We start from the raw sequence: 25,779 nt of genomic DNA on the forward strand, positions 1-25,779 counted from the left end.
CTTCTTATTAGTTTCTGCCATGGCAATGTTTAAACTTTTTACCGCTGCCGCAAGTACATGGATCGTTTCGTCCGATATTCACTGAGCGACGAACTGGCTGACGCTTCTTTTGTTCGTTGCCTTCATCAGGATTCACTGCCTGACCTTTTGCAACTTCTTCACGTTCAAGGTTATCGCGGATTTCCGCTTTCATCGCAAAACGGGCCGCATCATTTTCAATGGCCAATACCATATCTTCGAACATTGTAAATCCTTCACTTTGATATTCACGAAGCGGATCCGTTTGACCGTATGCACGTAAATGAATCCCATGACGTAGCTGATCCATCGCATCGATATGGTCCGTCCATTTCATATCGATCGCACGAAGTACTATGACCTTTTCGAATTCGCGCATGCGTTCTTCTGTCATTTCTACTTCTTTTTCCTGATAACGTTCCGTTACGTTATCTTGAATTAATTCTTTAATTTGCTCAGGGGATTTTCCTTCAAAATCAGCTGCTGTTACTCGACCTTCAGGAAGAAGGTTTGCAGCGATGAAATCTTCAAGCCCTTTTAAGTTCCAATCAGAAGGACTTTCATTTGCCGTATGGGCTGAAACCGTTCGGTCAATGACTCCCAAAATCATCTTTTCGACAATTTCTTTTATGTTTTCGGATTCAAGTACTTCATTTCGTTCTTCATAAATGACTTCACGTTGTTGGCGTAAAACGTCATCATATTGTAGTAGACGTTTACGTGCATCAAAGTTATTCCCCTCAACGCGGCGCTGTGCCGATTCAACTGAACGAGAAACCATTTTTGACTGAATTGGCGTAGAATCATCCATCCCAAGCCTTGTCATCATAGACTTCATTTGGTCAGAACCAAATCTACGCATTAAATCATCTTCTAAGGATAAATAAAACTGTGTAACACCTGGGTCTCCTTGACGACCTGAACGACCACGTAATTGGTTGTCGATACGGCGCGATTCGTGTCTTTCTGTACCAATGACCGCTAAACCGCCAGCTTCAATAACCCCTTCGCCAAGTTTAATATCAGTACCACGACCTGCCATGTTTGTCGCAATTGTTACCGCGCCTTGTTGACCGGCATTTAAAATAATTTCGGCTTCGCGTTCATGTTGCTTAGCGTTCAAAACTTCATGCTTAACGCCAAATTTTTTCAAGTAATCCGAAATAATTTCAGACGTTTCAATTGCTACAGTACCTACAAGAACAGGCTGACCTTTTTCATGTCGTTCTTTAATGTCTTCAGCAACCGCCTTAAACTTCCCATCCATCGTCGAATAAATTAGATCCGCACGGTCATCACGGATAATTGGACGATTTGTAGGAATTTCGATAACTTGCATATTATAAATATTACGGAATTCTTCTTCCTCTGTTTTCGCTGTACCTGTCATCCCTGATAACTTTTCATACATACGGAAATAGTTCTGGAAAGTGATTGTTGCGAGTGTCATCGACTCATTCTGGACTTCTAATCCTTCCTTTGCCTCGATCGCCTGGTGCAATCCATCACTATAACGACGTCCTTTCATGAGACGTCCTGTGAAGGAGTCAACAATCACCACATCGCCGTCCTCAACAACATAATCAATGTCGATATGCATGCTTACATGTGCCTTCAATGCCTGGTTAATGCCATGTAAAAGCACCACATGGTCTAAATCGAATAAATTGTCGATTTTAAACGCTTTTTCAGCTTTCTCAACACCTTTTTCTGTTAACACAACACCTTTTGTTGATTCGTCATACGAGTAGTCTTCTTCCGCTTTTAATGTCGTCACAAACGTATTGGCCAGTCGATACAGATTTGCCGCTTTAGCCGCTTGACCAGAAATAATTAGCGGTGTTCTCGCCTCGTCAATTAAAATGGAGTCGACTTCGTCAATGACTGCAAAATACAGCGGACGTTGTACTTTATCATGGCTATACAGGACCATATTATCTCTTAAATAGTCAAAACCAAGTTCATTATTTGTACTATATGTGATGTCCGCTGCGTATGCTTCACGTTTTTCTTCTTTTGTCATACTATTCAAGTTTAAACCAACTGTTAGTCCTAGGAATTCATAAAGAACCCCCATTTCCTCAGCATCACGACTTGCTAAATATTCGTTTACAGTAATGACGTGCACACCTTTACCTGTCAACGCATTTAAATAAACTGCAAGTGTAGAAGTTAAAGTTTTACCTTCACCGGTCTTCATCTCGGCAATATTTCCTTCATGTAATGCTGCTGCACCAATCAGTTGCACACGGAATGGATACATATTTAATACACGTTGGGAAGCTTCACGAACGACCGCAAATGCTTCTACTTGAAGGTCTTCTAACGTTTCACCATTTAGGAGACGCTCTTTAAACTCTTCTGTTTTACTAGTGAGCGCTTCATCTGATAGTTGCTTCATTTCTTCAGCAAGTGCTTCTACTTGATTTGCCACTCGTTCTAATCGTTTTAACTCTCTTTTATTTGAATCGAATATTCTACTTAATACATTCAGCATTTAAGTCACATCCTATTTTAATTCACCCTTCATTTTAACACTGCAAAATGCGAGGTGCAAATGTCTCAACTGTGTAGTTTTGTGTAAATTAACATCTTTATTTTATTATCTTGTTAAATGAACTTCTTATTGCATGGTTACAATCTAATATGTAATTTGTTGATTAATGCAGCAATAAACATTATCTCGTCCCATAATACTGATTCGGTTTATATATATTTTGTCCTTAAACAAAAAAAGATTCTCCGTGTAGTCTCACACACGGAGAATCTCTTTATACAATTTATACAATTAACTCGTTTCGATTAAACCGTACTTACCATCTCTTCGTTTATAAACAATGTTTGTTTCTTCAGAGTCAGCATCCGTATATACGAAGAAATTATGACCTAGCATATTCATTTGAAGGATTGCTTCTTCTTCATCCATTGGCTTTAAATCAAAGCGCTTCGTTCGAACTACTGAGAATTCCTCATCGTTTTCTTGCTCCTGTGCTGGTTCAGTATTTTTACTGACAGATTCAAGAAATGCTGCGACGCCTTCACGTTCACGGAATTTACGATTCACTCTCGTTTTGTATTTACGGATTTGACGTTCTAGTTTATCTACAATTAGATCAACTGCCGCATACATATCGTCATGACGTTCTTCCGCTCGAAGCGTTAAGTTCTTCATAGGTATTGTAATTTCAACTTTCGTCTGTCTATCGTTATATACTTTTAAGTTTACATTAGCTGTTGCATTCGAACCATCATTAAAGTACCTCTCAAGTTTACTTACTTTGTTCTCCACATGGTCACGAATCGCTGGAGTCACCTCTATGTTCTCGCCACGGATGTTAAAGTTTAGCATATAAACTCCTCCTTTAAAATAACTCTCAATGTATACTTCTATATGTTCCCCAAAAAGTCCTTCTAAAACCTTTAAAAAATTTTTACCATTTTGTCGAAATTTAAAGAAGTATTCTTGAGATCTTTTCAAAATGAATTGGATTCACCTAGAATAAGACGTCTGATGAAAGTGAAGGACATCCTTTCATTACCTATATTATACCATAGTTTCCAATCATTTAGTGTGAAGTTTCGACAAATTTCGTGTTTTAATATTTATCCTTGTTAAAGTTGTCACAACTTTTCTATTGTATTCAAAGGTTCAATAAATCATGTTCTTTTTAGTATGCAAAAACTCACTAGAATTATGAATTCCAGCATTTTCATTTTCTACTTAGTGTGTAGGGAATTTAATTAATTTTGTTCACTTGCTGTAACAAGTCCAGGATCATCAAACTATGCATGGTTATGTATAATGCGCTTAAACATAATATAAATCCAAATGCCATAATTTTCATTTGACCATGGATTGCACCAAGAACTAAACAAAAACCCAAAGAGTCTCGTTCTCTTTGGGTAAGTAGTTATTGTTTTGTATCATAATAAGCGCCGTCACGGGCCATATTTCCATAGGGATTCACGTAATTTTTCATATTTGTCTTCTTCGATTGGGCAACTGAAATATCTTGGCGAATTCCTTTTATAAAAATGGCTAATTGCGCTTGTAAGGTAACTTCTAACTGAGTTAGTTCCTTGCCTAGCGCTTCTTCCTCTTTAGTAAAGGGAGCTTTTATTTCAGGCTGAAGCTGGTCACGAACGTCTAAAAGCTTCTCAATTTTTTTGATGGCTTCATCACGCTTCTCGTCACTCACATTTCCTGAAATACTTAAAAGACTTTCTGTCGCTCTATGCCAATTAACAAGTGCTTGTCTAATCATATTTCATCTACGTTCGCATACTGTTTTTGACGATTAATTTGGATAACTTCCTTCCAAGTATCACGGAATTCTCTAATAATCCCTGCCGCCTCGTCGAATAAAGCCGCATCATTTGTAATATTTCCGTCAACCAGTCTGCTATTTGCAAATTCATAAAGAATCATCATATTTTCAGCGACTGGCACGGATGTATCTAACGTCACCATTAATTCTGAAATAATGGCTTGTGCCTTCTGAATTGCCGTATTTTTCTCTTCAATATTCCCATTTTCCAGGGCTCGTTTTGCTTGTTCAATAAATTTCAAACAGCCATTATAAAGCATTAACGTCAATTCTCCAGGCGTTGAAGTGTTTACCGAGTTATTCTGATATGCTGCATATGGGTTGTGAATAGCCATTAAATTTCTCCTTTTCATCATTCTATTTTATATCGATTCTTACATCATTCCACCAAATGCACTCATCAGTTGGGCGGATTGTGCGTTGGCACGTTGGATTGCCATTTCCATTCGAGTGAACTGTTTCCAATAACGGTCTTCAACTTGTTGCATTCTTGTTTGGAAGCGTTCAATTTGGCTGTCCATTTGTTTTAATGTTCGACCAAGCGTAAATGTATCATTGACGGCGCCGGCATTCCCTGCTCGAGCCGTAATGACTTTTCTCGTGTCATCGATAGCTGTACGAAGACGGCCAACAAGACCTCTATCTTCCTCGTTCTCACCAGATTTCCCTAACACTTCGTATACTTTATTTGGGTTCTCTGAAATGACTTGACGCAATTTATCTTCATCAATGACAAGTTTACCGTTGTCTAAATAGTTTTTAGAAGGTGTAATCCCAATATCACTTAATCGGAGCTTAGGATCCGTCGTACCAACTGCACCATTTAAAGCCGTACGCATTCTTTGTAGCAAGCTTTGTATCGTAGAATCATTACGAAGCGTTCCACTCATCGCTTTTTCTTCCCACAATTCGATTTCCTTTTCCTTCATTTCTGCTTTTTGTTCGTCTGAAAGCGGCTGGAAATCACGATATCTTGGCTCTTTTATTTTTGCGTTTAATTCTTCAATTAATTTATTGTAATCGTCAACGAATTTAACGACTGACTCTAAAACTTTATCAGTGTCCGGTGATGAACTGAACGTAATCGGTGCTTCGCTTACTTCTTTTAATGTAATTTCGAATCCATTAATTTGGAATGTATTTGAAGTACGTTCTGTTTCAAGACCATTGAATGTAAACTGTGCATTTTGACCTTCAGTTTTTGTTCCATTCGTTAACTTTAATGCAGTCCCAAGATCACCTGATACTCCAATCTCACCAGTACCGCTGTTTTTTGAAGTCATCGCAATCTTTCCCGTAAAAGAGTCATAAAAAGCAGTCACATTGGCTTCTTTATTAATACGACTTAACACTGTTGTCAATGTATCCTTTGCTGGATCGAAAGTGAGTGTTACTGTCTCAGCGCCAGGAGCTTGGATTGTGATTTCAGATCCAACTATTCCTAGTTCCTGTAATGTAGAGTTTACTGTATGCTCTCCTTCTAATGTAATTCCTTCAGCACTATGTAATGTTGCTGCAGTTGCCAGTTTCTCGATAGATAGCGTTCCAGCAAACTCCGAAGTTGCGCTCAAACTGCGAATGTTTACCGCGTTTTCATTAGAAATATTTACTTGCTTCGCTAAATACGTGCCTTGTCTCATCACCGTATCAAATAAGTTATCACTCATAGATTTTAAATCCCGATTGATACTACGATAATCGTCTAATTGCCATTCTAAATATTGTTTTCGTTGTGTAATTTTATCGAGTGGTAATCGGTGTGCCGTCATCATATCTCGAATAATTGATTCTGTATCCATTCCTGTTGCTAATCCGCTAATTCTCAAGATTGTTCACACCTTCCTTAAATTTTTTGGTCTACTAATAATCCAACAAACTCTTTCAACGCCGCATGCACATCCATTAGTTTTTTTGATGGAATTTCACGGATCACTTCGTCTGTTTTCGTATTTACAATTTTTACGTAGTACTCGTTTAATTCCTCATGAAGCTCAAACTTCAAATGAGAATCTGTACTTGTTAAGAACTGATTTATACTTTCGGTCATTGTTTTTGCATTCGTTATAGATAATCCTACATTGTTCGTTTTACTATCATTTATGTCTATTTTTTCGGATTGTTCTTTCATTAGGTTTTCAATTTGTATTGCAGACTGAGTACCTTCTATTCGATTCACCAACATACCCAACCTCCCCATATTTAGAACACTATGTTATATATCGACAAACCTGTCTAAATGTTTAATGGAATTATTGAAGAAATAATTGTGAACTTTATTAAACAATTGATGAGATGGACCGAAGTACTACATATGTAGTTATTTTATAGGAAGTAAGGTGGGGGCAAGTAATGTTTAAATCAATTAAAACGAGAATTATCTTTACGGTCATTGCACTTTTTCTCTTAGGGGTAGGCGTGATGACCTTCGTGAGCGGATTACAAGTGAAAACCAAGACAGAGGAAAGTGTCCTAGCACAAAGTTCTGTTCTTATAGAAGAAATGAGTCACTCAACCTCAAATTTTCTTGAGCAATTTGATAAAGGAATTTACCAACTGTCTAATACATCAATTGTGCTTGATTACGAAGGTGATAGCGGCGATGACAAGCAGGAAGCTGCACGACGACTCGTTACGTTAGAAAATGAGTTTACGGCATTCATTGATTTATTTAAAGATGCTTCATCTGTCTATCACTCCGAGATGAATGGAAAAGTCATTATCAGGCCGTATGTTGATCTTGGGGATTTCGATGCAAGTGAGCGGGATTGGTTTAAAAATGCGGAGAACTCTCCCGACATCGTACAATGGTCCGTCCCGTATATGGATGCGGCTACGGGAGAAATGGTCGTGACTGCTTCAAAAGCGGTACGAGAAAGCAGCCAAACGAAAGGTGTACTCGGGCTTGATATTCAACTGACAGCATTAACAGATGAATTTGAGAAGAGACAACTCGGCCACGGCGGATATGCGGTCATGTTAGACCAAGATGGTGTCGCGATTGTGCATCCAGAAATGCGCGGCGAATCATTAATCAATCGACCTTATGTTGAAGAAATGTACAATTCGGCAGAAGATCATGGTGTGATATATTTCACTGAAGACCAAGTCGAACGTGTTTTTGTTTATACAACAATCCCGAATTACAATTGGAAAATAGCTGCGGTTTATGATATTAAAAACTTAAATCAAGTAGCGACTGAAACACAAACCACGATGATTTTTATAGCAATCATCACATTAGTGCTCTTTTGTATCGCTTTATATTTCTTAATTAGTCATTCCATTCGTCCACTTGCTCAACTCAATACTTTAATGGACGATGTTTCAAACGGGGATTTAACGGTTCGGTCAGACATTCAAGCGAAAGATGAAATTGGACAATTATCCACGAATTTTAATCAAATGATTGAAAATATGAATGATATTATTCGAGTAGTGAATGATTCAGCACTTAACGTACGAACTAGTTCTGAAAGTTTAAGCGCAGTTTCCGAGGAAACGAGTGCTTCCAGTGAAGAAGTAGCTTATGCTGTGAATGAGATTGCTCACGGGGCTTCACGATCAGCGGAAGATGCTGAAACTGCATCTGAACATTCCGATTCACTTAGTACACAAATTAATGATATTACTGAAAAAGCGGCAGCGATGACTGAAATTGCCATTAAGGCCGATACGATGAACGTGAACGGACGGGCACAAATGAACGAACTCAATTCGTCATTTTCCGAATTTGAAACAACGCTTCAGGCGATGGCAGAAGTGATTGGCGGATTGGAAGATAAAGTGGGCGCCATAGGAAATGTCATGAACACGATTACCCAGATTTCATCTCAGACAAATCTACTTGCACTTAACGCAAGCATCGAGGCGGCTCGTGCCGGCGAACACGGAAAAGGCTTTGCAGTCGTTGCCGAAGAAGTACGTAAACTTGCTGAACAATCTGCAAGAGCAACCGATGAGGTACAGGTAACAGTGCGAGAACTTCAAGAAGAATCTCAACTCGTCTCCGCACAACTGGAAAACACACGCGAAAACTTCCAAAGTCAAGGAGCAGTCGTCAACGAAACAGAAATGACATTCAGCGAAATCTCTGCGTTAATGACAGACATGCAAAGTGCAATCGATTCAGTTGCGAATGAAATTACACATATCGACGCTTTAAAAGACGATGTAGCCCAAACAATCCAAACAATGGCGGCAACATCTCAGGAAACAGCAGCGGCATGTGAAGAAGTAAGTGCTTCAACTGACGAGCAGTTGCGTGCGATTCAGTCTGTGACTGATGCTGCAGAACAACTTACCAAGTTAAGTGAAGAACTAACGAATGCCGTAAATCGATTTACAGTTTAATAATAAATTATATACCCTGCCTCAAATTGTAGGCAGGGTATTTTTGCGTTTATTCACCGTTTTAGAAGTCGTTTAAAATGGAATACTATCGTTACAAGATAAGGAGTTGATTGGCGTGAAGGAATTTAAAGTCACTTACTTTTTTGATGAAGAACATTATATTCGAAGGTTTATTCATATGGAGTCTCAAGAAAAAGCGGAGGGACTTATCCAAAGTGAACGTGACAGATATATTTCCTTTACTGACAGCCGTGGTATTTATCATGAATTGAATACGCGGAATGTTAGGGTTGTGCAGGTTTCGGAGTATTTTAGGGAGCCTAGGTAATGAAATCTATTCGAAATCCGAGTAGATTAAATGCTTGGGCTCTTCTATCCATTACAATAATAATTTCCCGGAAAATAAACAACAAGCGACCTTCTCCGTGAGTAAATTAAACTTTGGCCATTCTTGATTATTATCAAATAGTATTTGACTGAGGCATAGCTAACACTTCCTCAATCTTCTATTTATTAAATCCCTATCAAATTCTATTTACTACTTTGCCTCATTGAATAGATACGATTTCCAAAGTAAACCTCGAACTTTCCTCTGCAAAATATATAAAAGCATCACTTTGAATTCATACTAAAAAACACGGTCGCTTTCGCGGACCGTGTCTTGATTATTAAAATTAACGTAGAAGTTGTAGTACTCCTTGTGGTTGTTGGTTGGCTTGCTTTGCCACTATGTCTTTCGAGCATAGAATAGACTATATCTTCATCCTTACGTTCAATTGTCTTTAAAATGATCGATTATAAGGATGCTGGGCACTTCGAATGTTACGACTCGTAACACCCTACGGATTTCATCGTCATAGCATTTACCTTAGACGGTATACCCTAGTCGTTGAACGTTCCCCACGGTTTCCCGACAGGGGCTTCGCTGCTGATTGTCCAATCTCTTCGTTTTTCAAACCGTCACGTTTACCGTTTCCAGTTCCGCTGTGGTAGAAGAGCTCTCAGGATGTTCCAGCAATCCACCCAGTAATCATCTATATCATTACTGATATAGACGCCCATGCAATCAAATTATCGCAGAAGTTGAAGTACTCCATTCGGAATTTGATTTGATTGAGCCAGCATTGCTTGTGCTGCTTGAGTTAAGATGTTGTTTTTAGTAAACTCCATCATTTCTTTCGCCATCGTGCGAACATTAGCTTTCACTAATGACTAGACTATATCTTCACCCTTATATACCTTCTGGGTATTGATTAGGGGTCGGGCGCTTCGGATTCATAAGGTACTCAATCTTATGTTTCCTACAGGTTTCATCATCATGAGCATTAGCTTTTAGATGGTATACCCTAGTCGTTGGACGTTCTCCACTCTTTCAAGACAGGAGCTTCGCTGCTGATTGCCCAATCTTTTCTTTTTTGAAACCGTCACGCTTACCGTTTCCAGTTACGTTGTGGCAAGAAAAGTTCTAAGGGGTTTCCAGCAATTCACCCGATCGTACTCACTAACCGTTACCAGTTAGGACGACTGTGTCTGTTACTACTTATGCAGCAGTTAAGACATAATCAACGTCGCGGATACGTGATTCCGCAGCTGTTAAGTTTTCTGCAGATGCACCTAGGTTGTTAATTGTGTGTTCAAGACGGTTTTGAACTGCACCAAGGTTTGAACGGTTTTCAGATACAGTGTTAATTGCTGCTTGAACAGCCGTTAAGTTCGCTTTTGCCGTAGCGTTTGTCCCATCTAATGTAGTAAGAGCATTTACGCCTAGTGTAGCAGCAGTGTTGTCGCTTAGTGTAAGCGTAATTGTTTCATCTTCATTTGCACCTACCTGGAAGACTACGTCAGTAGCAGCGTTTAATAAATTCTTTGTATTAAACTGTGTTTGGTTTGCAATGTCGTCGATTTGTGAAACTAGTTCATCAATCTCAGCTTGGATTTTAGCATTGTCATCGGCTGTAAGTGTTTCGTTACCCGCTTTAGTATAAAGCTCAGCCATACGTTGTAGCATTGCATGTGTTTCGTTCAATGCACCTTCAGCTGTTTGGATGAGTGAAATACCATCTTGTGCGTTTGTAGAAGCTTGTTCCATACCGCGAATTTGGTTACGCATTTTTTCAGAAATCGCAAGACCTGCTGCGTCGTCTCCTGCACGGTTAATTTGAAGACCTGAAGACAGTTTCTCCAAGTTTTTTGAAGCTGCATTGTTGTTCATACCTAGTTGGCGGTGAGTATTCAGCGCCGCAATGTTATGGTTAATTCTCATTTTAATTTCCTCCTTGAGTGTCTGTTCGGTTCACGTCCCTGTGAACCTGATTTTGTTTTGTTCGCGTGTTTAAGAGTCGGCCGCACTCTTATTTGTCGCTTACAACACTAATATCGGTCGAGCTAAGTAAGTGTTTAGCCTTTTTTATAAAAACTTTATTTTTTCTTTGTTAATTGTGAAAAAAGTGTGGCATCCATTGTAATTGCTTCTGTATTCGTCTCAGAAATCGACTGGACAAGTTCGCCTCTTAAAATATCAACTGATTTTGGAGCTTCGATGCCGATACGAACCGTATCCCCTTTTACTTCCAGGATGCGCAATTCTATATCATCACCAACTTTAATTGTTTCATTGCTTTTTCGTGAAAGTACTAACATCGTTTACGCCTCCTCTTTCGCTGATGATTGGCTTTCACCAATTGGATGGCGAAGGGAAAAAGATTCATCATTTACAATCATTTGTTTCGCTGTTTTATTTTCAGCATGGAAAATTACCGGCGCTTGCAGGTTAATCGTTGATGCTTCGAATGGATCTTTTAATGAAATAATGCCAAGCACGAAAATATCTTCGGGCTTTTCTATTTTGAGTAATTCAACTGTCGGTTCGTCGATTTTAAATGAATAGTCTTCTGTAAACGTATACGGATTGCCGACGATAAAAGCGACGTTTGGAGTTTGGACTGATTGAAGTACTCGAAAAACAGCATTGCCTTCAATTGATAATAAAACAAATTCTTTTTCTTCTTCAAAGCCAGGCATGCCTTTTGGAAACTGCCACAAATCACTTTTACTTACTTCCATTTCCCCATGAAATTTTGTTTCGATTTGCATATAAACTTCTCCTTTTTTATAGTGAAATAAATATTTGTGACATTTAGGTTGATTGGAGTGCAGAGCGGCGTTTCCTATGGGATTAGCGTGACAGGTGAGACCCCGCAGTGGAGAAAAGCGACCGAGGAGACTCACCGCACGCCCCACGGAAAGCGTCTGCTCAGAACGGAAATCAACAGTATGTTTCAGATGCAATCCTTAGTTCACTGTATATGGTAATGTTTTCATAAAAAAAAGATTGTCTTGTCACCAATCTTCTGTTGTACATATATTTTACTTACCCTTTTACATCAATTTGTATAGATGGCCACTCTTCTATAAACCCGGTTACTTTGCCCGGCTCGTAATGATGCACAGGCGCTTGAACCGTTACATCAAATCTCGGCTTTTGTGGAGTCGCTTCGATAGAAAGTATTCCCGGCTGAAAGGACATGTTAACTTTTGACCTGTCGCCTACGAATCGAATGCCGATTGGATTAGGTGATGGTGTGCTGTTTTTGATTGCCAGTTCCTTTATCATATTACCGCCATTTTCAATTCGCAATAATTGCTGGCCTTCTTCAGCCCGCCTTGCAATGCCTTCCATAACGCCTTGCTTACCAAGTTGGGCATATTCTTCGATTCTTTTAAAAACGCTTTTTAAATCCAAATCCGCCCTCGCTTCTGTCGTATCAATTGATAACTTCGCAGGCGTCGATGACATTTCGAGTACGGCAGCAAGTTGTTCTTGGTGAATGATTGCCCTCGGTTGTTCAATAGTTTGAACCGGTTTGTCAATCCGCAAGCCTATTCTGCCGCGTGTTATTTCAATTTGAATTTGTGGGATATTCATATTATCACCTAATTATTATCGTAAAAAATCAACCAACGATGGCTGAATAATCCTCGCACCAATCGCAAGTGCGGCACGATGAATGGATTCTTCCGTAATCATTTCAGTAATGACTTCTTCATATTCAATGTCCTCGTTTTCAGACATTTGCTTTTTCGCAATGCCTTCTTGTGCTGTTAGGCGATGTTCCATCATTTCCACACGATTTTGACGTGCACCGATATTTGCACGTGCCATTAAAACAACGTCTAATTGCTCCTGTGTTGCTTGAATGAACCCTTGAATCTCTGATGGATTCGTAGACTCAATTGCATCTTCGATATCTTGGAACATTTCATCGATATTTTTAAACATATCTATTCCGTTTGTATTTACAGTTAGCATCACACCGTCGAAGACTTCTATTTCAACACTATTTGTAAATCCTGTTAGTATTTCGATAGGGTTATCAAGATCGGTATTGTCATTTTTCGGATAACCATCTTCGCCAAACAACGGAGTCCCCGTTTTCGTTCCACTAAAAATATATTTATCGCCCACCTTTGTATTTGAAAGGTCTTGGACTGTTTTCCGTAATTCTTTTATTTCAGCTAAAATTGATTCTCTATCCTGCTGCGTAAGTGTGCCGTTTGCAGCATTTAGCATCAGTTCATTTGCACGGTGTAATGCTGAGCCAACGTGATCAAGCGCATCGTCTGAGCTGTCAAGCCAGTTGTTCACTTCACCTAAGTTGCGTTGGAATTGCGCTACTTTATCGACTTGCTTACGGAAATTCATTCCTTTCATAACCGTAACCGGGTCATCAGATGGGCGATTCACCTTTTTACCTGTTGTCAGTTGATCTTGTAGCTTGCCCATTTTATTGTAACTTGCGGAAAGGTTCCGCAGCATATTATTGGACAGCATTGACTGTGTGACACGCATTTAATAAAAACTCCTTTCTTACCTACCAACGATACCCATGCCGTTAATGATTTTATCAAGTGTTTCGTCAATGACTGTAATCATTCGGGCGGATGCATTATATGCTTGTTGAAATTTAATCATATCCGTCATCTCTTCATCGAGGGAAACAGAGCTAATCGAAGCACGTCGGTGTTCGACAGCGCCTAATAATGTTCCAGTATTCGTTTTAAGTTTTTCCACTTGAAGACCTTCGACACCAAGTTCTCCAATAACGCTTTGGTAAAACGTCTCTATCGTCGAACCTCCAAGACTGTCTAATGGCCTAGACTGCGCATCGGCAAGTCTTTGGGCATTTTTTCCGTTTCCTTCTTCAGGATTTCCAGGTGCTGAATCGGATGCAGCTAGTAAACTCGTGTTGTTTTCCAATGCTGCATCAACCATAATATTTGCGGCAGTAAATGATTCACCGTTTACTTTTACATCAAAGAAGTACCCACCTTGATTTCCATTCAAATCCGTTCCGTTCATATGTATCGCATTGATTTGATTTGCAAAAGCTGCCGCCATTCTATTCAGTTCGGTTAGCATGTTCGGATAAAGTCCCGTAGCCCCTTCTTCTTCCGCAACCCCATATGAATTCATCAATGATTTCATTTTTCCAACGTCTAATAAATCACTGTGCTGAATTGTTGAGTCTTCACCGGCAATGCCTGCAATATGAATCCCTGTAATTGGGCGATTGTTTTTATCCTCATCTATTAATGATGTTGGTTGCGTTGTCAATGTCGCAGAATGGTTCCCCGCGACAAGTGTGACAGGGTCACCTTCATCCAATTTCAATGTTACAGTCACGGAACCTTCCGCAATAGCAAGTGCTCGTCCACCTGATTTTTCATAAGCTATTTCTATCGGGATATACATAGAGAGTTCATCAAGTAAAACATCTCTTGCATCGTAAAGATCATTCGGCATATAGCCGTTTGGCTCCACTTGAGTAATTTGTCGGTTAAGCTCTGCAATTTGTTGAAGAAGTGAATTTATATCCTTCGTTGAGACATTAATTTCCGTTCCTAAATTTGTTTGGATTTCCGTTAATGATTTATGTATGTAGTTAAATGATTCAGCGACCGCGACCCCGTTTTGTATCGCAACTGCACGTGCCCCCGCATTTTCAGGGTTCACTGCTAGGTCCTGTAATGATTGCCAAAATTGGCTCAGTGATTTCTGTAATCCATAATGAGACGGTTCATTTAATACATCTTCCATTTGAGATATCGCTTGTGATCGTGATTCCCAGTAGCCTAATTTATTCGCTTCTTGCCTAAACTGGTGATCAACGAAGGAGTCTCGAATTCGTTGAATCGAACCCGCTTCTACGCCCGTTCCAATAAATCCAGGCATTGTCCCCGAATTTAGCCCAACACCAGGATAGCCCGCTGTCGCTTGCATATTGACTCGTTGACGGGAATAGCCATCCGTATTCGCATTACTAATATTATGTCCCGTTGTATATAGGGCAGATTGTTGTGTATACAATCCGCGTTTATTCGTTTCAAGCCCCATAAAAGTAGAGCGCATTTAATTTCCTCCTCAAGCTTGTGAATCAAAAGTTGGTCGTGTTCTCATTTCTAACTTTCCACTGATTTCGTTTTTTGAATAGGTCACAGCTTCTTGTTGTGGTCGTACCATGTCCAGCGATAGATTCACGAATTGAAGAGATTGATAGGTTAACTTTTGGTTCAAGTCGTTTTGCCATTTCAAGTCATGAATCACATGCAGGAGACGGTTCTTCGCCTCCGTAAGGCTCTCTTTTTCACTCGTTGACTGTACCGCACTTAAGACATCCGATATCGTAGGATTTTCAGATACGAAGCGTCCTTGTTTCTTCAAATAATCTGCTACAGCCAGTTGTCTTTGTTGTTCGATTTGGGCGATGGCGGCAAGATGAGCTTGTTCGTCTTTTAAAAGTTGATTGAGCGCCGCCATATCGCCCTCTTTAATAACCGCTGTCTTATCATGCGCAAGGCTTAATAAACTGCTATGCATTTTTTCTAAGTTTGTTAGCGCCGCTAGTATTGGTTGGATCGACATGTTGTCAGCTACTTTCATTCATCATTATTTCTTATAATAGTCAATTAGCGATTTAGCAACTTCTTCCGCATTCACTTTGTACGTTCCTGCTTCGATTTGTTCTTTAATCTTTTGCACATGGTCTTTTCTTTCTGCCCCGTAAGAATTCATCTCTGAAAGTTGCTTTGCCTTAGACGAGATTTCAATTTTATCTTGTTGTTGAGCGCTATGTTGAGCAGACTTCCCAACTTTGAGCTCATTGGTCCTATAAGGATTAACCGCTGGGATATTTATTCTATTAATCTTCATCGCGTCCCACTCCTTCATAATTTCGTTCTTACTCTGTTATGTCGGTATATTTCATTAATCATTAAGAGGTCTTTTGAACGATTATCTTAGTTATTTATTAGGATTTGTATAATAGGCTTTCGCATCAGATTCGCTTATAGCATCCCTAAATTCTTGGGCAGCTTCAAACGCTTTTAAGTCACTTTGTAACGCTGTTGCACAAGTTTCACATAGTTTCCCGCTCGTTGTGAGGCTTCCACATTGATCGCATGGATAACCCAAGTTTGGAAATAAAGCAGGTTGCAAGCGCCCTTTCCTAACCCAATTGTGAAGCAATGATTCCGTGACACCCGTCACTTCAACAATCCGTTCAACCGTTGCTGCACGGTTTTCTCTTCTTCGTAAAAAACGATACACTTCCTCGTATTTCTTCTCTTCTTTTTGAGCACATTGTACGCAAACTTCTCGCACACCTGTGTAATTGAAAAATCCTCCACAAGTTGGACAATCTCTTAGCTCAGCCATCGTTTTCTTTCCTTTCAATGTCTATTTCGCACGAATTAACGTCACAGCTTCAACACGTAATGCACCTGCTTCTTTTAATATTTTCGCCGCATGCTGAAGCGTCGTGCCTGTTGTATAAATATCATCGACAAGTATATACGTTTCCGGTTGAATTTGAATTTCTTGTTTTAATGTAAATAAAGGTTTCATTTCCAGTCGTTCACGTCTCGTTTTTTCCCCCATTGCACCTGTATCAAGTTTTTCTAATACATTGAGATAAGGGATATTCGCAGCATCAAGCAACGCCTCAACTTGCGCAAATGTTCTTGCAAGTTTTTTCTCTGGGTGCATGGGAATCGGCACGATATTCGTTTTTCCTTTTAATACACCATTTAGTTCTTTTCTAAAGACCTTTGCCAATGCAATGTCTTGTAAAAACTTAAATTGATGTAAATAATCTTTCATCGCATCATTATACATAAATAGAGAAGTAATGGATGCGAGTGTTGTACCTTCCTCTTTTATATCGGCTCTTTCAAATGAATTTGAACACCTTTCGCAAATTACCTCTTGTTCTTCCATTCCAACAAGCGATTTCCACGAAGGCAATGTCTCTAAAGACGTTGCACAGAGTAAACATTCCTTCATAATTTCCCTCCTTTTTTATTTAAATTAACGATCTCTTTTCTTGCATCATCCATCGCATTCGATATGCCATGATGAAAAAGTACAAAATCTCCATCTGGATAAGTGACAGCACGCCCAACACGTCCGCCAATTTGAACGAGTGCGCCTTTCGTAAAAATTTGTTGTTCAGCACCTACGACGGCGACTTGAACATTCGGTATCGTAATGCCGCGTTCTAAAATGGTTGTCGTTAATAATCCAGGTACTTCATTATTTCTTAATGCCAGGACATGCGCTTTACGATTTTCATGCGCCGCATGGACGGATTGAATACGTTCATCAATTGTTTGAAAAATTGGTAAAGCTTTTTCCATTAATTCAATATGATGAAAGAAAATAAGAAATGGTTGTTGATGATCTAATCGTTCACGAACCCAGTTTACAAGTTTGGGGGGAAGTTTCCCTTTTTCGAATTTCTGTTTGTAATTCCATAAAGATTCATACCGAGGGACTGGGAGGGGATGTCCATGAAAACGTCTGGGGATGGACGAGATTGCTCCTTGCTTATTTGCTTCTACAATAAGTTGTTTCGACGGTGTTGCCGTAACAAAATGAATAGGCGCATCCTTTTTGGCCGCTTTCTTCACTGCACGCTTTAATGTTCCATCCGCTGTATAGGGAAAAGCATCTGCTTCATCGACAAAAATGACATCGAAAGCTTCTTGAAAACGGTATAGTTGATGAGTTGTCGCAAGTATCAGCTGTGCAGGTGCTAGACTCGGTTTTGCTCCACCATACAACGCATCGATAGGCGTCTCTGGAAATGCCGCTTTCAAGCGCGGTTCAAGTTCTAAAATCACATCAACTCGGGGTGCTGCGAGACAAATACGCTTTCCATCCTTTAACAATTCATAAATTGGTTCAAATAAAATTTCCGTTTTCCCCGCTCCACATACGGCGTAAATAAGGTGTGACTTTTTCTGATGATTACTCTCAATGAGTTCAGCAGATGCTTTTTTCTGTAAAGGAGTCAAATTTCCTTGCCAAGCAATTTGATGATCATTGGCGAATACTAAGTCTTCTCCTATCCAAGCAATCAGTTCCGTACAAACGGACACACGTCCCATCTTGAGACATTGCCTGCAGTAAGCACATGGCCCATCACATTTCGCACATTGAAATGTTGTGAATCTGGCCTGTTCTTCATTTTCACAGCGTCGACAAAAATAATGCGTTTGTTGAAAGTACTTTGATGTTTTCGTTACGCCAGAAATGACTTTTATATGACCTGCTTTAATATGTGCATCGATGATTTCAGTATCAAAAGGGATATGTTCCCGATGCCAAATACGACCTGCCAAAAAATCTCTTAGAGTAAAATCGGTATCTTTCATCATCTCGAACATACCCCCAGTTAATTTAGTTTCCTTTTTTCACCCAGCCAAGCCCCATCGAGCCTTCTCCTAAATGCGTACCGATAACAGGACCAAAATGACTAATTGTAAAATCAACATTTGGCAATTCCGCGGATAATTCTGCTAACCACTTCTCCGCATCTTCCGGACAGTTTGCATGAATAATGGCTGCTTCCAATGGCATTTTCTCTGCATCTTCCGCAAGCATTTCCGCGATTCGCTTCATCGCCTTTTTACGTGTACGGATTTTTTCATAAGGAACAATCACTTTTTCATCAAAATGTAAAATTGGCTTAACTTGTAATAAACTCCCGATAAATGCTTGCGCCCCTGATAATCTTCCGCCACGTTGTAAATGCGCCAAATCATCGACCATAAAGTAAGCGCGCATCGTCTTTTTCATTTCATTTAATTCAGCTAAAATCGCTTCCGGTGTTGCCCCTGTTTGAGCCATTTCCGCTGCACGCAATACGTAAAACCCTTGCAAATAACAAGACAACTCCGAGTCGAATGCATACACATCGACACCGTCCACCATTTCGCCAGCTTGTACCGCGCCTGCATACGTTCCACTAATGCCGCTGGATAAATGAATAGAAATAATGGCATCGTACTCTTCTTTTAGCGATTCAAATAGAGAAACGAACCTTCCAATCGGCGGTTGCGATGTTTTTGGTAACGGGCCATCTCCTCGAACCCGGTCGTAAAAATCCGGCGAAGAAATATCCACCTCTTCATCATAAGACTCCCCGTCCAAAATGACTGTAAGCGGGATCATTTTAACATTCAATTCCTCCATTTTATGTAAGGGCAAATATGCCGTACTATCTGTAACAATCACAGTTTTCAACACAATCAACTCCTAGCTTACATTCTACCTAAACATCAGTGGAATTGGAATATTGAATGTAGAATTATGAATGCTTCTTTAAAATGACTTTTTAATTTAACGGAATTATAGAGTTAATTTTATAATTGTTTTCTTTAATTAGAATGACGAATGTTATAGGATTGTCATTTAATGGCGTCTCTGTTGATTGGAGTGGAAGGCGGCGAGTGCTCTCAAACGCTTCGCTTTTTGTTCGCAAAAGCCGTTCTTCGTGACGGCTCTTCCTGTGGGATTAGCAAAAGCGTAGTGTTATAAGCAGGAGTATACAACAGGATGCCCCACGGAAATAATGAAAGCTGCAGGAGGCGGTTAGATGCGACAAGCATAAGACGAATTAACGTAGTAGCTCTTTTTGCTACGCAGTTAATTTGGCATATGACTCGAGTATATCTGCCTGCTAAAGCTGGAAAAGCGTCCGCCTGTAATGGAAATCAACATTTTAATTTAATAGTTATAATTTGGTGAATTATCATTCTACCATGGAATAACCATCCCTTTCATGATATATTTTAATAGAATACAGAAGTTTTAAGGGGGAAATGTTTATGGAAACTGTTCTATATGAACAAAGGGGAAATCTTGCTTTGGTGACATTAAATCGACCAGAAGGGTTAAATGCTTTTAATTACGACATGCTCGTCGAACTCGGTCAAATTACAGAAGCCATTCGAATTAATCCCGATATTCGCGTCGTTATTTTTACAGGCGCAGGGGAACGTTCTTTTAGCGTGGGGGCGGATTTAAAAGAACGAAAAACATTAACAGACTTACAAGTAAAACGTAATCTTTATAAAATAGGCGAAGTTTTTACCGCGATTGAACAGCTGCCACAACCGACCATCGCAATGATTAACGGTTTTGCATTTGGCGGTGGCACTGAACTCGCGCTTGCATGTGACTTCCGTATCGCTGCCGACTCCGCTTTAATGGGCTTAACAGAGACAAGCCTTGCGATTATCCCAGGTGCGGGCGGTACACAGCGTCTTCCACGGTTAATCGGAGAAACGAATGCATTGGAATTAATTTTAACAGCCCGCCGTTTGAACGCTGAAGAAGCGCTTGAGTATGGCATGTTGACAAAAGTTGTTCCCGCAAATGATTTATTGGAAGAAACAACTGCCTTTGCCAATCTCATGTTGGCAAACGGTCCTGTTGCTTTACAACAAGCCAAGTTTGCGATTAAAAATGGCATGAACGTCGACTTACAAACTGGGCTATCCATTGAGCGCAAAGCGTATGAACTAACGATTCCAACTGAGGATCGAATCGAAGCATTAACTGCTTTTGCTGAAAAAAGAACACCACAATTTCAAGGGAAATGAATTAACTTCTCGCAGTAGACAAATTCTTTTTTTGACTTTGTCTACTGTTTTTTTATATGGTAAGAGAACAGATTCTTATTTGGTTGACGAAAGGAAGTTCTTTATGAAAAGAAAAGCAAGGTCCCGCGAGTTAGACGGCGAATGGATTGTTGAAGAATCCAGTGAACTACTCGCATTTTTATATGAAAAACATCCGAATAGAAGTAGAAATGCGGTAAAAGGTGTGTTGAGTCGCGGACAAGTTGTCGTCAATGGCAAATTTTCTACGCAATTTAACGATACACTCCACCCAGGTGACACCGTTCAAATTCATGCGCGTGTTGCAACCGAAACCGTCAAGCTATCAGGTATTCGGATTTTATTTGAAGACGATGACATCATAGTCGTTGAAAAAGAAGCTGGCTTGTTAACGGTCGCTTCTAAAAATGAGCGTCATGTAACTGCATATCGGCAGTTAATGGATTATGTGAAAACCGTTCATCAGAACAATCGTATCTTTATCGTTCACCGTTTAGATCGGGATACGTCTGGTGTAATGATTTTTGCGAAAAGCAAAGAAATCCAACAAACTTTACAAAATAACTGGCATGACATCGTTCCAGAACGTGCCTATGTTGCGCTAGTCGAAGGTCGCGTAAAAAAAGACGGCACAATTACTTCGTGGTTAAAAGAAAATCGAGCGTTTATCGTCTATTCAAGTCATAAACCGAATGACGGACAAAAAGCGGTTACCCATTACAATGTATTGAAGACGAGCCGCCAAAACTCCTTATTAGAAGTTCATTTGGAAACAGGTAGAAAAAACCAAATCCGTGTTCATATGCAAGACATAGGACACCCAATTGTCGGGGATAAAAAATATGGTGCACAAACTCGAACGATCGGTAGACTCGGTTTACATGCACACAAGATTTCATTGACTCACCCGACAACTAATGAATTCTTAACATTTGAATCAAAAGTTCCCGCATCTTTTTTAAAAGGTTTCTAAATATCCATCAATGACAAAGCCGCTCTTTACATTTAGTAAAGGACGGCTTTTATTTACGTATCGATATCAATTTTTTTATCGCTTAATTGCGAATGACTACATCGAGGATTTTCTTTGACAACCGTTGCGGCTTGCGTGACCACTCGTAATATATTAATCGCCCCATCCCTATCTGCTTCATGCATCACCCTGACGTAAGGCTGAAGATCGGGATTAACGATATACCGCGGCGGTAAATGATTAAGTGCATGAGCCATAATGTCATTTAAACATCTATCACAAGAGCAAATTAGTTTTAATTCTTTTTTATTACTTAATAAAACATCTCGTACAATCATTTCCATTACATTTTTAATGGTCATTCTCATCCCTCAGTCTACATATTTAAGTCACGCTTCAATCTTACATGTGAAGTGACGAGGGATGCAAATTTATTCATAAATACTTTTCAAACCAGCCCGTAATTTCATTTAACCTGGCAATGCGCAAATTCGGCAAGCCTGTACGGGATAAATTATGATCCGCATCTGGGAAACGAACAAGTTCAGTTTCCTTCCCCATACTTTTCAGCGTAATATATAATTGTTCCGCCTGTTCCATCGGACAACGTAAATCATTCTCGCTATGTAGAATTAACAATGGCGTTTCAATATTTTTCGCATATTTTAACGGCGAGAAATTCCATAGCGTTTCCACATCATTCATATCCGCACCATGTTGCCATTCATTAAAGTAATACCCGATGTCGGATACACCAAAGAAACTAATCCAGTTAGAAATCGAACGTTGTGTCACCGCAGCTTTAAAACGATTCGTATGACCCACAATCCAGTTCGTCATAAAACCGCCGTAACTACCGCCAGTCACACCAAGTCGCTCTGTATCAATCCAATCGTTGTGTTCAATTGCGTAATCAAGCCCGGCGATAATATCTTCATAATCGCCGCCGCCATAATCGCCACGTACGGCATTGACATGTTCTTGACTATATCCATGACTTCCCCGTGGATTCACATAAAGAACGCCATATCCTTGCGCTGCCAGTAGTTGTAACTCATGGAAAAACGTATTGGCGTACATCGCTGCGGGTCCGCCGTGAATTTCAACAATAAGCGGATATTTTTCACCTTCTTCGTAGCCAACGGGTTTCATTAACCAACCGTGCACATCCCAACCTTTTGCCCCTTGATAAACAATCGCTTCTGGCTCAACAAGTTCCACTTGCTCAATATATTCTTTATTAAACGCTGTCAGTACTTGTCTCTCTCCTGTCGCAATCGTTTGCTTATAAAGTTCTCCAGGATTAATAGCGTTACTAACTGCAACAACTGCAAACTCTCCGTCCCTCGAAACTTCGTAATCATAAATATGTTCATTTTCCGGCGACGCTGGATAAATTGCACCTTCAAGCGATGCATAATAAAGACGAACATCGCCCATCGTTGACAATCTAAAATATAGGTCATTCGTTTCTGTCCAAACGACAGACGGCGCACTTGTGCCTTGTTGCAGGTCGGCGACAACACTATCTCCAACTGGCGCATCAAGGTTTTCCGTTAAACATGTTCGGCTTTTATTTTCCCTGTCGTACACATAAAGTTCAGATTGCGTCGCATTTTGGAACGTCCGATCCGCACCGACAAAAGCGATATATTGGTCATCATTAGAAAAGGCAACCCCGCCGTAATAACCTTCCTCATCAATCAGGGCGGTCTCTTCTTTCGAATGAACATCGGCTAGATAAAGCGGTTGGCGAAATTCATAATCTTGGTTTTCCGCACGATTCACACCGAATACAATGTTGTCACCACTATGCGAAACAGCCATTAAACTATATTGATGATTCCCTTCCGTGATCTGCGTAACGTCTCCACTCTCAATGTCCACAATGCCAATATGACGATACGAATCTTGTGGAATTAAGCCGACGCCATCCATTTGGTATTTCATCTTCGTCACGCGATACGGTTCAGGCTTTTTCTTCTCATTTTTTTCCTCTTTATCTGTAAAGCTTTGTCCTTCTTTCACAGAAGCATTCACCCATATTTTCTTGCCGCACGGTGACCAGACAAAACTAGAAACACCTTGTCCAAAATCAGTTACTTTTTTTGCTTCCCCGCCTCTTCTTGGAAGTATATAGACTTGATTTTTTTCATCGCGATTCGATAAGAAAGCGATTTGTTTTCCGTCGCTAGACCATGCTGGTGAGGAAACGCGCTCATTGCCATAAGTCCATTGCGACACTTCATTCGTTTCTAAATCGACGTGAAATAAATTTGCCACATATTTATTCTCTTCTTCATTCATCTGCGTTTTCACAAATACTGCTTCCTGCCCGTCCGGTGATATTTTCGGACTCGCGACAGATGCAAGTTCAAATAAATCTTCTACTTTTAGCTTTCTCTTTTCCATGGAAATTCCCCCTAAACTGAGTGCTCTTTACTTATTTCGACATTCGTAACATTTTCCCTTTATTTTTATTAAAAAGAAAAGAAACTAAAAAGGACCTCGTACGATATCACGAAAGGTCCTTGTCCTACCCTTATATTGTCACAAATTCGCTTAATGCACGACGTAATATTTTTCCTGTCGTATTTTTCGGAAGTTCATCCAAAAACTCGATTTGCTTTGGGACTTTATATTTCACAAGTCGTTCTGCACAATAAGCGGTTAATTGCTCGATATCTGCTTTTGCTCCTTCTTTCAAAACGACAAATGCATGAACGGCTTCCCCAAAATCCACGTCTGGCACGCCGATGACTGCCGCTTCCACAACATCTTCATGCGTAAATAGGACCTCTTCTACTTCCCGAGGATAAACATTATACCCGCCGACAATGACTAAATCTTTTTTTCGGTCTACGATATAAAAGTAACCGTTTTCATCACGACGCGCTAAATCCCCTGTATAAAGCCATCCATCACGAAGTGCGACTTCCGTTTCTTCAGGCATTTTATAATACCCTTTCATCACATTCGGACCACGTACAATCAGTTCCCCAACTTCACCGTCCGGCACTTCCTCCCCCAGCTCGTTCACGACCTTATTTTCGACATTCACAATATTTGTGCCGATTGATCCTGGAATGCGTTCACTTTCTATCGGATTAAAACAAGTTACTGGAGAAGCTTCCGATAAACCATACCCTTCCGAAACTCTTACATCAAACTTCTCTTCAAAATTATGCAATAATGCGACTGGCAATGATGCACCACCTGAAATGGCTAATCGGACTGATTCAAAATCTTCTTTTTTCCCTTCAGGATATTGGTATAAGAAATTGTACATCGTCGGCACCCCTGCAAAAACCGTCGCCTTTTTCTCTTTAATCATGTTAAATACCTCTGCCGGGCTAAATCGTGGAACGAGTAAAATTTCAGCTCCTCTTAATAGCGGTGCATTGACAACAACTGTGAGTGCAAACACATGGAACACCGGTAACGTCGCAACCATGCGATCCCCTTCTTTAAACCCAAGATATTCAGCAACATCTTTCGCATTCGAATATAGATTTTTATGCGTCAACATCGCCCCTTTTGGACTGCCAGTCGTCCCAGATGTATACAAAATGATTGCTGTATCATCCTCTTCCACAGGTACTGGATCAAATTCAGAATTCCCTCTTGCAATCAGCTGACTATATAGAGACACTCTACTTTTCAACTGTTCAGGTAAACTTGCAACTTTTTCTGGAGTCGATTGTTCAGTTTCACAAATGATATAATGTTGGACAGTGGTGAATACATTTGCAGCTTGTTCAATCAGCGGCAAGAGAGCATCTATTGCCACAACGACTTTAGCATCACTATTGTGGATAATGTACGAAATTTCATCTGGTGTATATATTGGATTAATTGGAATTGCTGTCGCACCTAGTCGCATCGTCGCGTACAGTGAATGGAGAAAATGAGGCGTATTGCCAAGTAAAAAAGCAACATGGTCTCCTTTTTGAACGCCTAATTCTGCTAAAGCTGATGCTAATTTTGACACCAAACCATTAAATTCCCCATACGTCGTATCTTGTCCCATAAAGTGATAAGCAATTTTGTCAGGTTGTGCTAATGCAGTTTCACGTACAGTTGAAACTAAATTCATTTTTACATCCCCTTCTCCCTTTAAAATGAATAACCATTCATTCCCCTTCA

24 protein-coding genes and 1 pseudogene are annotated in these 25,779 nt (G+C 40.0%); 3 read left to right on the forward strand and 22 right to left on the reverse strand.

Going from position 1 to position 25,779, the window contains the following annotated elements; genetic code table 11:
- Positions 1-7 precede the first annotated feature (7 nt).
- The 6 genes from secA to flaG form a co-directional block, all read right to left on the reverse strand.
- The gene (gene secA, locus AB1H92_RS11095) at positions 8-2,515 is read right to left on the reverse strand and encodes a preprotein translocase subunit SecA (RefSeq protein ID WP_115360240.1); all 2,508 of its coding nucleotides are present in this window, start codon (positions 2,513-2,515) and stop codon (positions 8-10) included.
- 291 nt (positions 2,516-2,806) lie between these two features.
- The gene (gene hpf / locus AB1H92_RS11100; RefSeq protein WP_115364033.1) at positions 2,807-3,367 is read right to left on the reverse strand and encodes a ribosome hibernation-promoting factor, HPF/YfiA family; all 561 of its coding nucleotides are present in this window, start codon (positions 3,365-3,367) and stop codon (positions 2,807-2,809) included.
- 562 nt (positions 3,368-3,929) lie between these two features.
- A complete protein-coding gene (locus AB1H92_RS11105) occupies positions 3,930-4,283 on the reverse strand; it encodes a flagellar protein FliT (RefSeq protein WP_115360239.1) in 354 nt (117 codons plus the stop codon).
- Positions 4,280-4,681 (reverse strand): flagellar export chaperone FliS, encoded by a 402-nt coding sequence (gene fliS, locus AB1H92_RS11110; RefSeq protein ID WP_115360238.1) that lies wholly within the window; start codon positions 4,679-4,681, stop codon positions 4,280-4,282. Before fliS ends, AB1H92_RS11105 begins: the two co-directional genes overlap by 4 nt.
- A gap of 39 nt (positions 4,682-4,720) precedes the next feature.
- Positions 4,721-6,172 (reverse strand): flagellar hook-associated protein 2, encoded by a 1,452-nt coding sequence (locus AB1H92_RS11115; protein ID WP_115360237.1) that lies wholly within the window; start codon positions 6,170-6,172, stop codon positions 4,721-4,723.
- Between the two features lie 17 nt (positions 6,173-6,189).
- Positions 6,190-6,528, reverse strand: a complete 339-nt coding sequence (gene flaG / locus AB1H92_RS11120) for a flagellar protein FlaG (protein WP_115360236.1) — start codon at positions 6,526-6,528, stop codon at positions 6,190-6,192.
- 167 nt (positions 6,529-6,695) lie between these two features.
- On the opposite strand from flaG, the gene AB1H92_RS11125 reads away from it, so the two are divergent.
- Positions 6,696-8,696, forward strand: a complete 2,001-nt coding sequence (locus tag AB1H92_RS11125; RefSeq protein ID WP_115360235.1) for a methyl-accepting chemotaxis protein — start codon at positions 6,696-6,698, stop codon at positions 8,694-8,696.
- Between the two features lie 1,071 nt (positions 8,697-9,767).
- Here the strand turns inward: AB1H92_RS11125 and AB1H92_RS11130 are convergent.
- From AB1H92_RS11130 to AB1H92_RS11190, 13 genes and pseudogenes are all read right to left on the reverse strand, one after another.
- Positions 9,768-9,881 (reverse strand): annotated as a pseudogene (locus AB1H92_RS11130) (flagellin); the annotation flags it as partial.
- A gap of 355 nt (positions 9,882-10,236) precedes the next feature.
- On the reverse strand, positions 10,237-10,959 hold the full coding sequence (locus AB1H92_RS11135; protein ID WP_115360233.1) for a flagellin: 723 nt from the start codon (positions 10,957-10,959) through the stop codon (positions 10,237-10,239).
- Positions 10,960-11,114: 155 nt separating this feature from the next.
- Positions 11,115-11,336 carry a carbon storage regulator CsrA gene (gene csrA, locus AB1H92_RS11140; RefSeq protein WP_115360232.1) on the reverse strand — a complete coding sequence of 74 codons (222 nt, stop codon included), beginning with the start codon at positions 11,334-11,336 and terminating at the stop codon, positions 11,115-11,117.
- Positions 11,337-11,339: 3 nt separating this feature from the next.
- Positions 11,340-11,789 (reverse strand): flagellar assembly protein FliW, encoded by a 450-nt coding sequence (fliW, locus tag AB1H92_RS11145; protein ID WP_115360231.1) that lies wholly within the window; start codon positions 11,787-11,789, stop codon positions 11,340-11,342.
- Positions 11,790-12,066: 277 nt separating this feature from the next.
- Positions 12,067-12,621 carry a DUF6470 family protein gene (locus AB1H92_RS11150; RefSeq protein ID WP_115360230.1) on the reverse strand — a complete coding sequence of 185 codons (555 nt, stop codon included), beginning with the start codon at positions 12,619-12,621 and terminating at the stop codon, positions 12,067-12,069.
- Positions 12,622-12,636: 15 nt separating this feature from the next.
- Positions 12,637-13,545 (reverse strand): flagellar hook-associated protein FlgL, encoded by a 909-nt coding sequence (gene flgL / locus AB1H92_RS11155; RefSeq protein WP_115360229.1) that lies wholly within the window; start codon positions 13,543-13,545, stop codon positions 12,637-12,639.
- Between the two features lie 18 nt (positions 13,546-13,563).
- Positions 13,564-15,105 carry a flagellar hook-associated protein FlgK gene (gene flgK, locus AB1H92_RS11160; protein ID WP_115360228.1) on the reverse strand — a complete coding sequence of 514 codons (1,542 nt, stop codon included), beginning with the start codon at positions 15,103-15,105 and terminating at the stop codon, positions 13,564-13,566.
- 12 nt (positions 15,106-15,117) lie between these two features.
- Positions 15,118-15,618: a flagellar protein FlgN gene (locus AB1H92_RS11165; RefSeq protein ID WP_115364032.1), complete on the reverse strand. Its 501-nt coding sequence runs from the start codon at positions 15,616-15,618 to the stop codon at positions 15,118-15,120.
- 24 nt (positions 15,619-15,642) lie between these two features.
- The gene (flgM, locus tag AB1H92_RS11170) at positions 15,643-15,906 is read right to left on the reverse strand and encodes a flagellar biosynthesis anti-sigma factor FlgM (RefSeq protein WP_166739536.1); all 264 of its coding nucleotides are present in this window, start codon (positions 15,904-15,906) and stop codon (positions 15,643-15,645) included.
- A gap of 90 nt (positions 15,907-15,996) precedes the next feature.
- Positions 15,997-16,410, reverse strand: coding sequence for a TIGR03826 family flagellar region protein (locus tag AB1H92_RS11175; RefSeq protein WP_115360226.1), 414 nt, complete (start codon positions 16,408-16,410; stop codon positions 15,997-15,999).
- 21 nt (positions 16,411-16,431) lie between these two features.
- Positions 16,432-17,037 (reverse strand): ComF family protein, encoded by a 606-nt coding sequence (locus AB1H92_RS11180; protein WP_115360225.1) that lies wholly within the window; start codon positions 17,035-17,037, stop codon positions 16,432-16,434.
- Complete coding sequence (locus AB1H92_RS11185; RefSeq protein ID WP_311157216.1) at positions 17,034-18,413, reverse strand: DEAD/DEAH box helicase; 1,380 nt, start codon at positions 18,411-18,413, stop codon at positions 17,034-17,036. The genes AB1H92_RS11180 and AB1H92_RS11185 overlap by 4 nt, the downstream gene beginning before the upstream one ends.
- 22 nt (positions 18,414-18,435) lie before the next feature.
- The gene (locus tag AB1H92_RS11190) at positions 18,436-19,281 is read right to left on the reverse strand and encodes a DegV family protein (protein WP_115360224.1); all 846 of its coding nucleotides are present in this window, start codon (positions 19,279-19,281) and stop codon (positions 18,436-18,438) included.
- A 584-nt stretch (positions 19,282-19,865) separates the two neighbouring features.
- Here AB1H92_RS11190 and AB1H92_RS11195 point away from each other — a divergent pair.
- Both AB1H92_RS11195 and AB1H92_RS11200 read left to right on the forward strand, forming a co-directional pair.
- Positions 19,866-20,642, forward strand: a complete 777-nt coding sequence (locus AB1H92_RS11195; RefSeq protein ID WP_115360222.1) for an enoyl-CoA hydratase-related protein — start codon at positions 19,866-19,868, stop codon at positions 20,640-20,642.
- Between the two features lie 103 nt (positions 20,643-20,745).
- Positions 20,746-21,633, forward strand: coding sequence for an RluA family pseudouridine synthase (locus AB1H92_RS11200; RefSeq protein ID WP_115360221.1), 888 nt, complete (start codon positions 20,746-20,748; stop codon positions 21,631-21,633).
- A gap of 53 nt (positions 21,634-21,686) precedes the next feature.
- On the opposite strand, the gene AB1H92_RS11205 is transcribed toward AB1H92_RS11200, so the two are convergent.
- From AB1H92_RS11205 to AB1H92_RS11215, 3 genes are all read right to left on the reverse strand, one after another.
- The gene (locus AB1H92_RS11205; RefSeq protein ID WP_166739537.1) at positions 21,687-21,995 is read right to left on the reverse strand and encodes a late competence development ComFB family protein; all 309 of its coding nucleotides are present in this window, start codon (positions 21,993-21,995) and stop codon (positions 21,687-21,689) included.
- Between the two features lie 73 nt (positions 21,996-22,068).
- The gene (locus AB1H92_RS11210; protein ID WP_115360219.1) at positions 22,069-24,045 is read right to left on the reverse strand and encodes a S9 family peptidase; all 1,977 of its coding nucleotides are present in this window, start codon (positions 24,043-24,045) and stop codon (positions 22,069-22,071) included.
- Between the two features lie 130 nt (positions 24,046-24,175).
- Entirely contained in the window at positions 24,176-25,729 is a 1,554-nt protein-coding gene (locus AB1H92_RS11215; RefSeq protein ID WP_134268504.1) for a fatty acid--CoA ligase family protein, read from the reverse strand.
- Positions 25,730-25,779: the final 50 nt, after the last annotated feature.

This window comes from Sporosarcina pasteurii, from assembly GCF_041295575.1.
In the GTDB taxonomy this organism is placed as follows: domain Bacteria; phylum Bacillota; class Bacilli; order Bacillales_A; family Planococcaceae; genus Sporosarcina; species Sporosarcina pasteurii.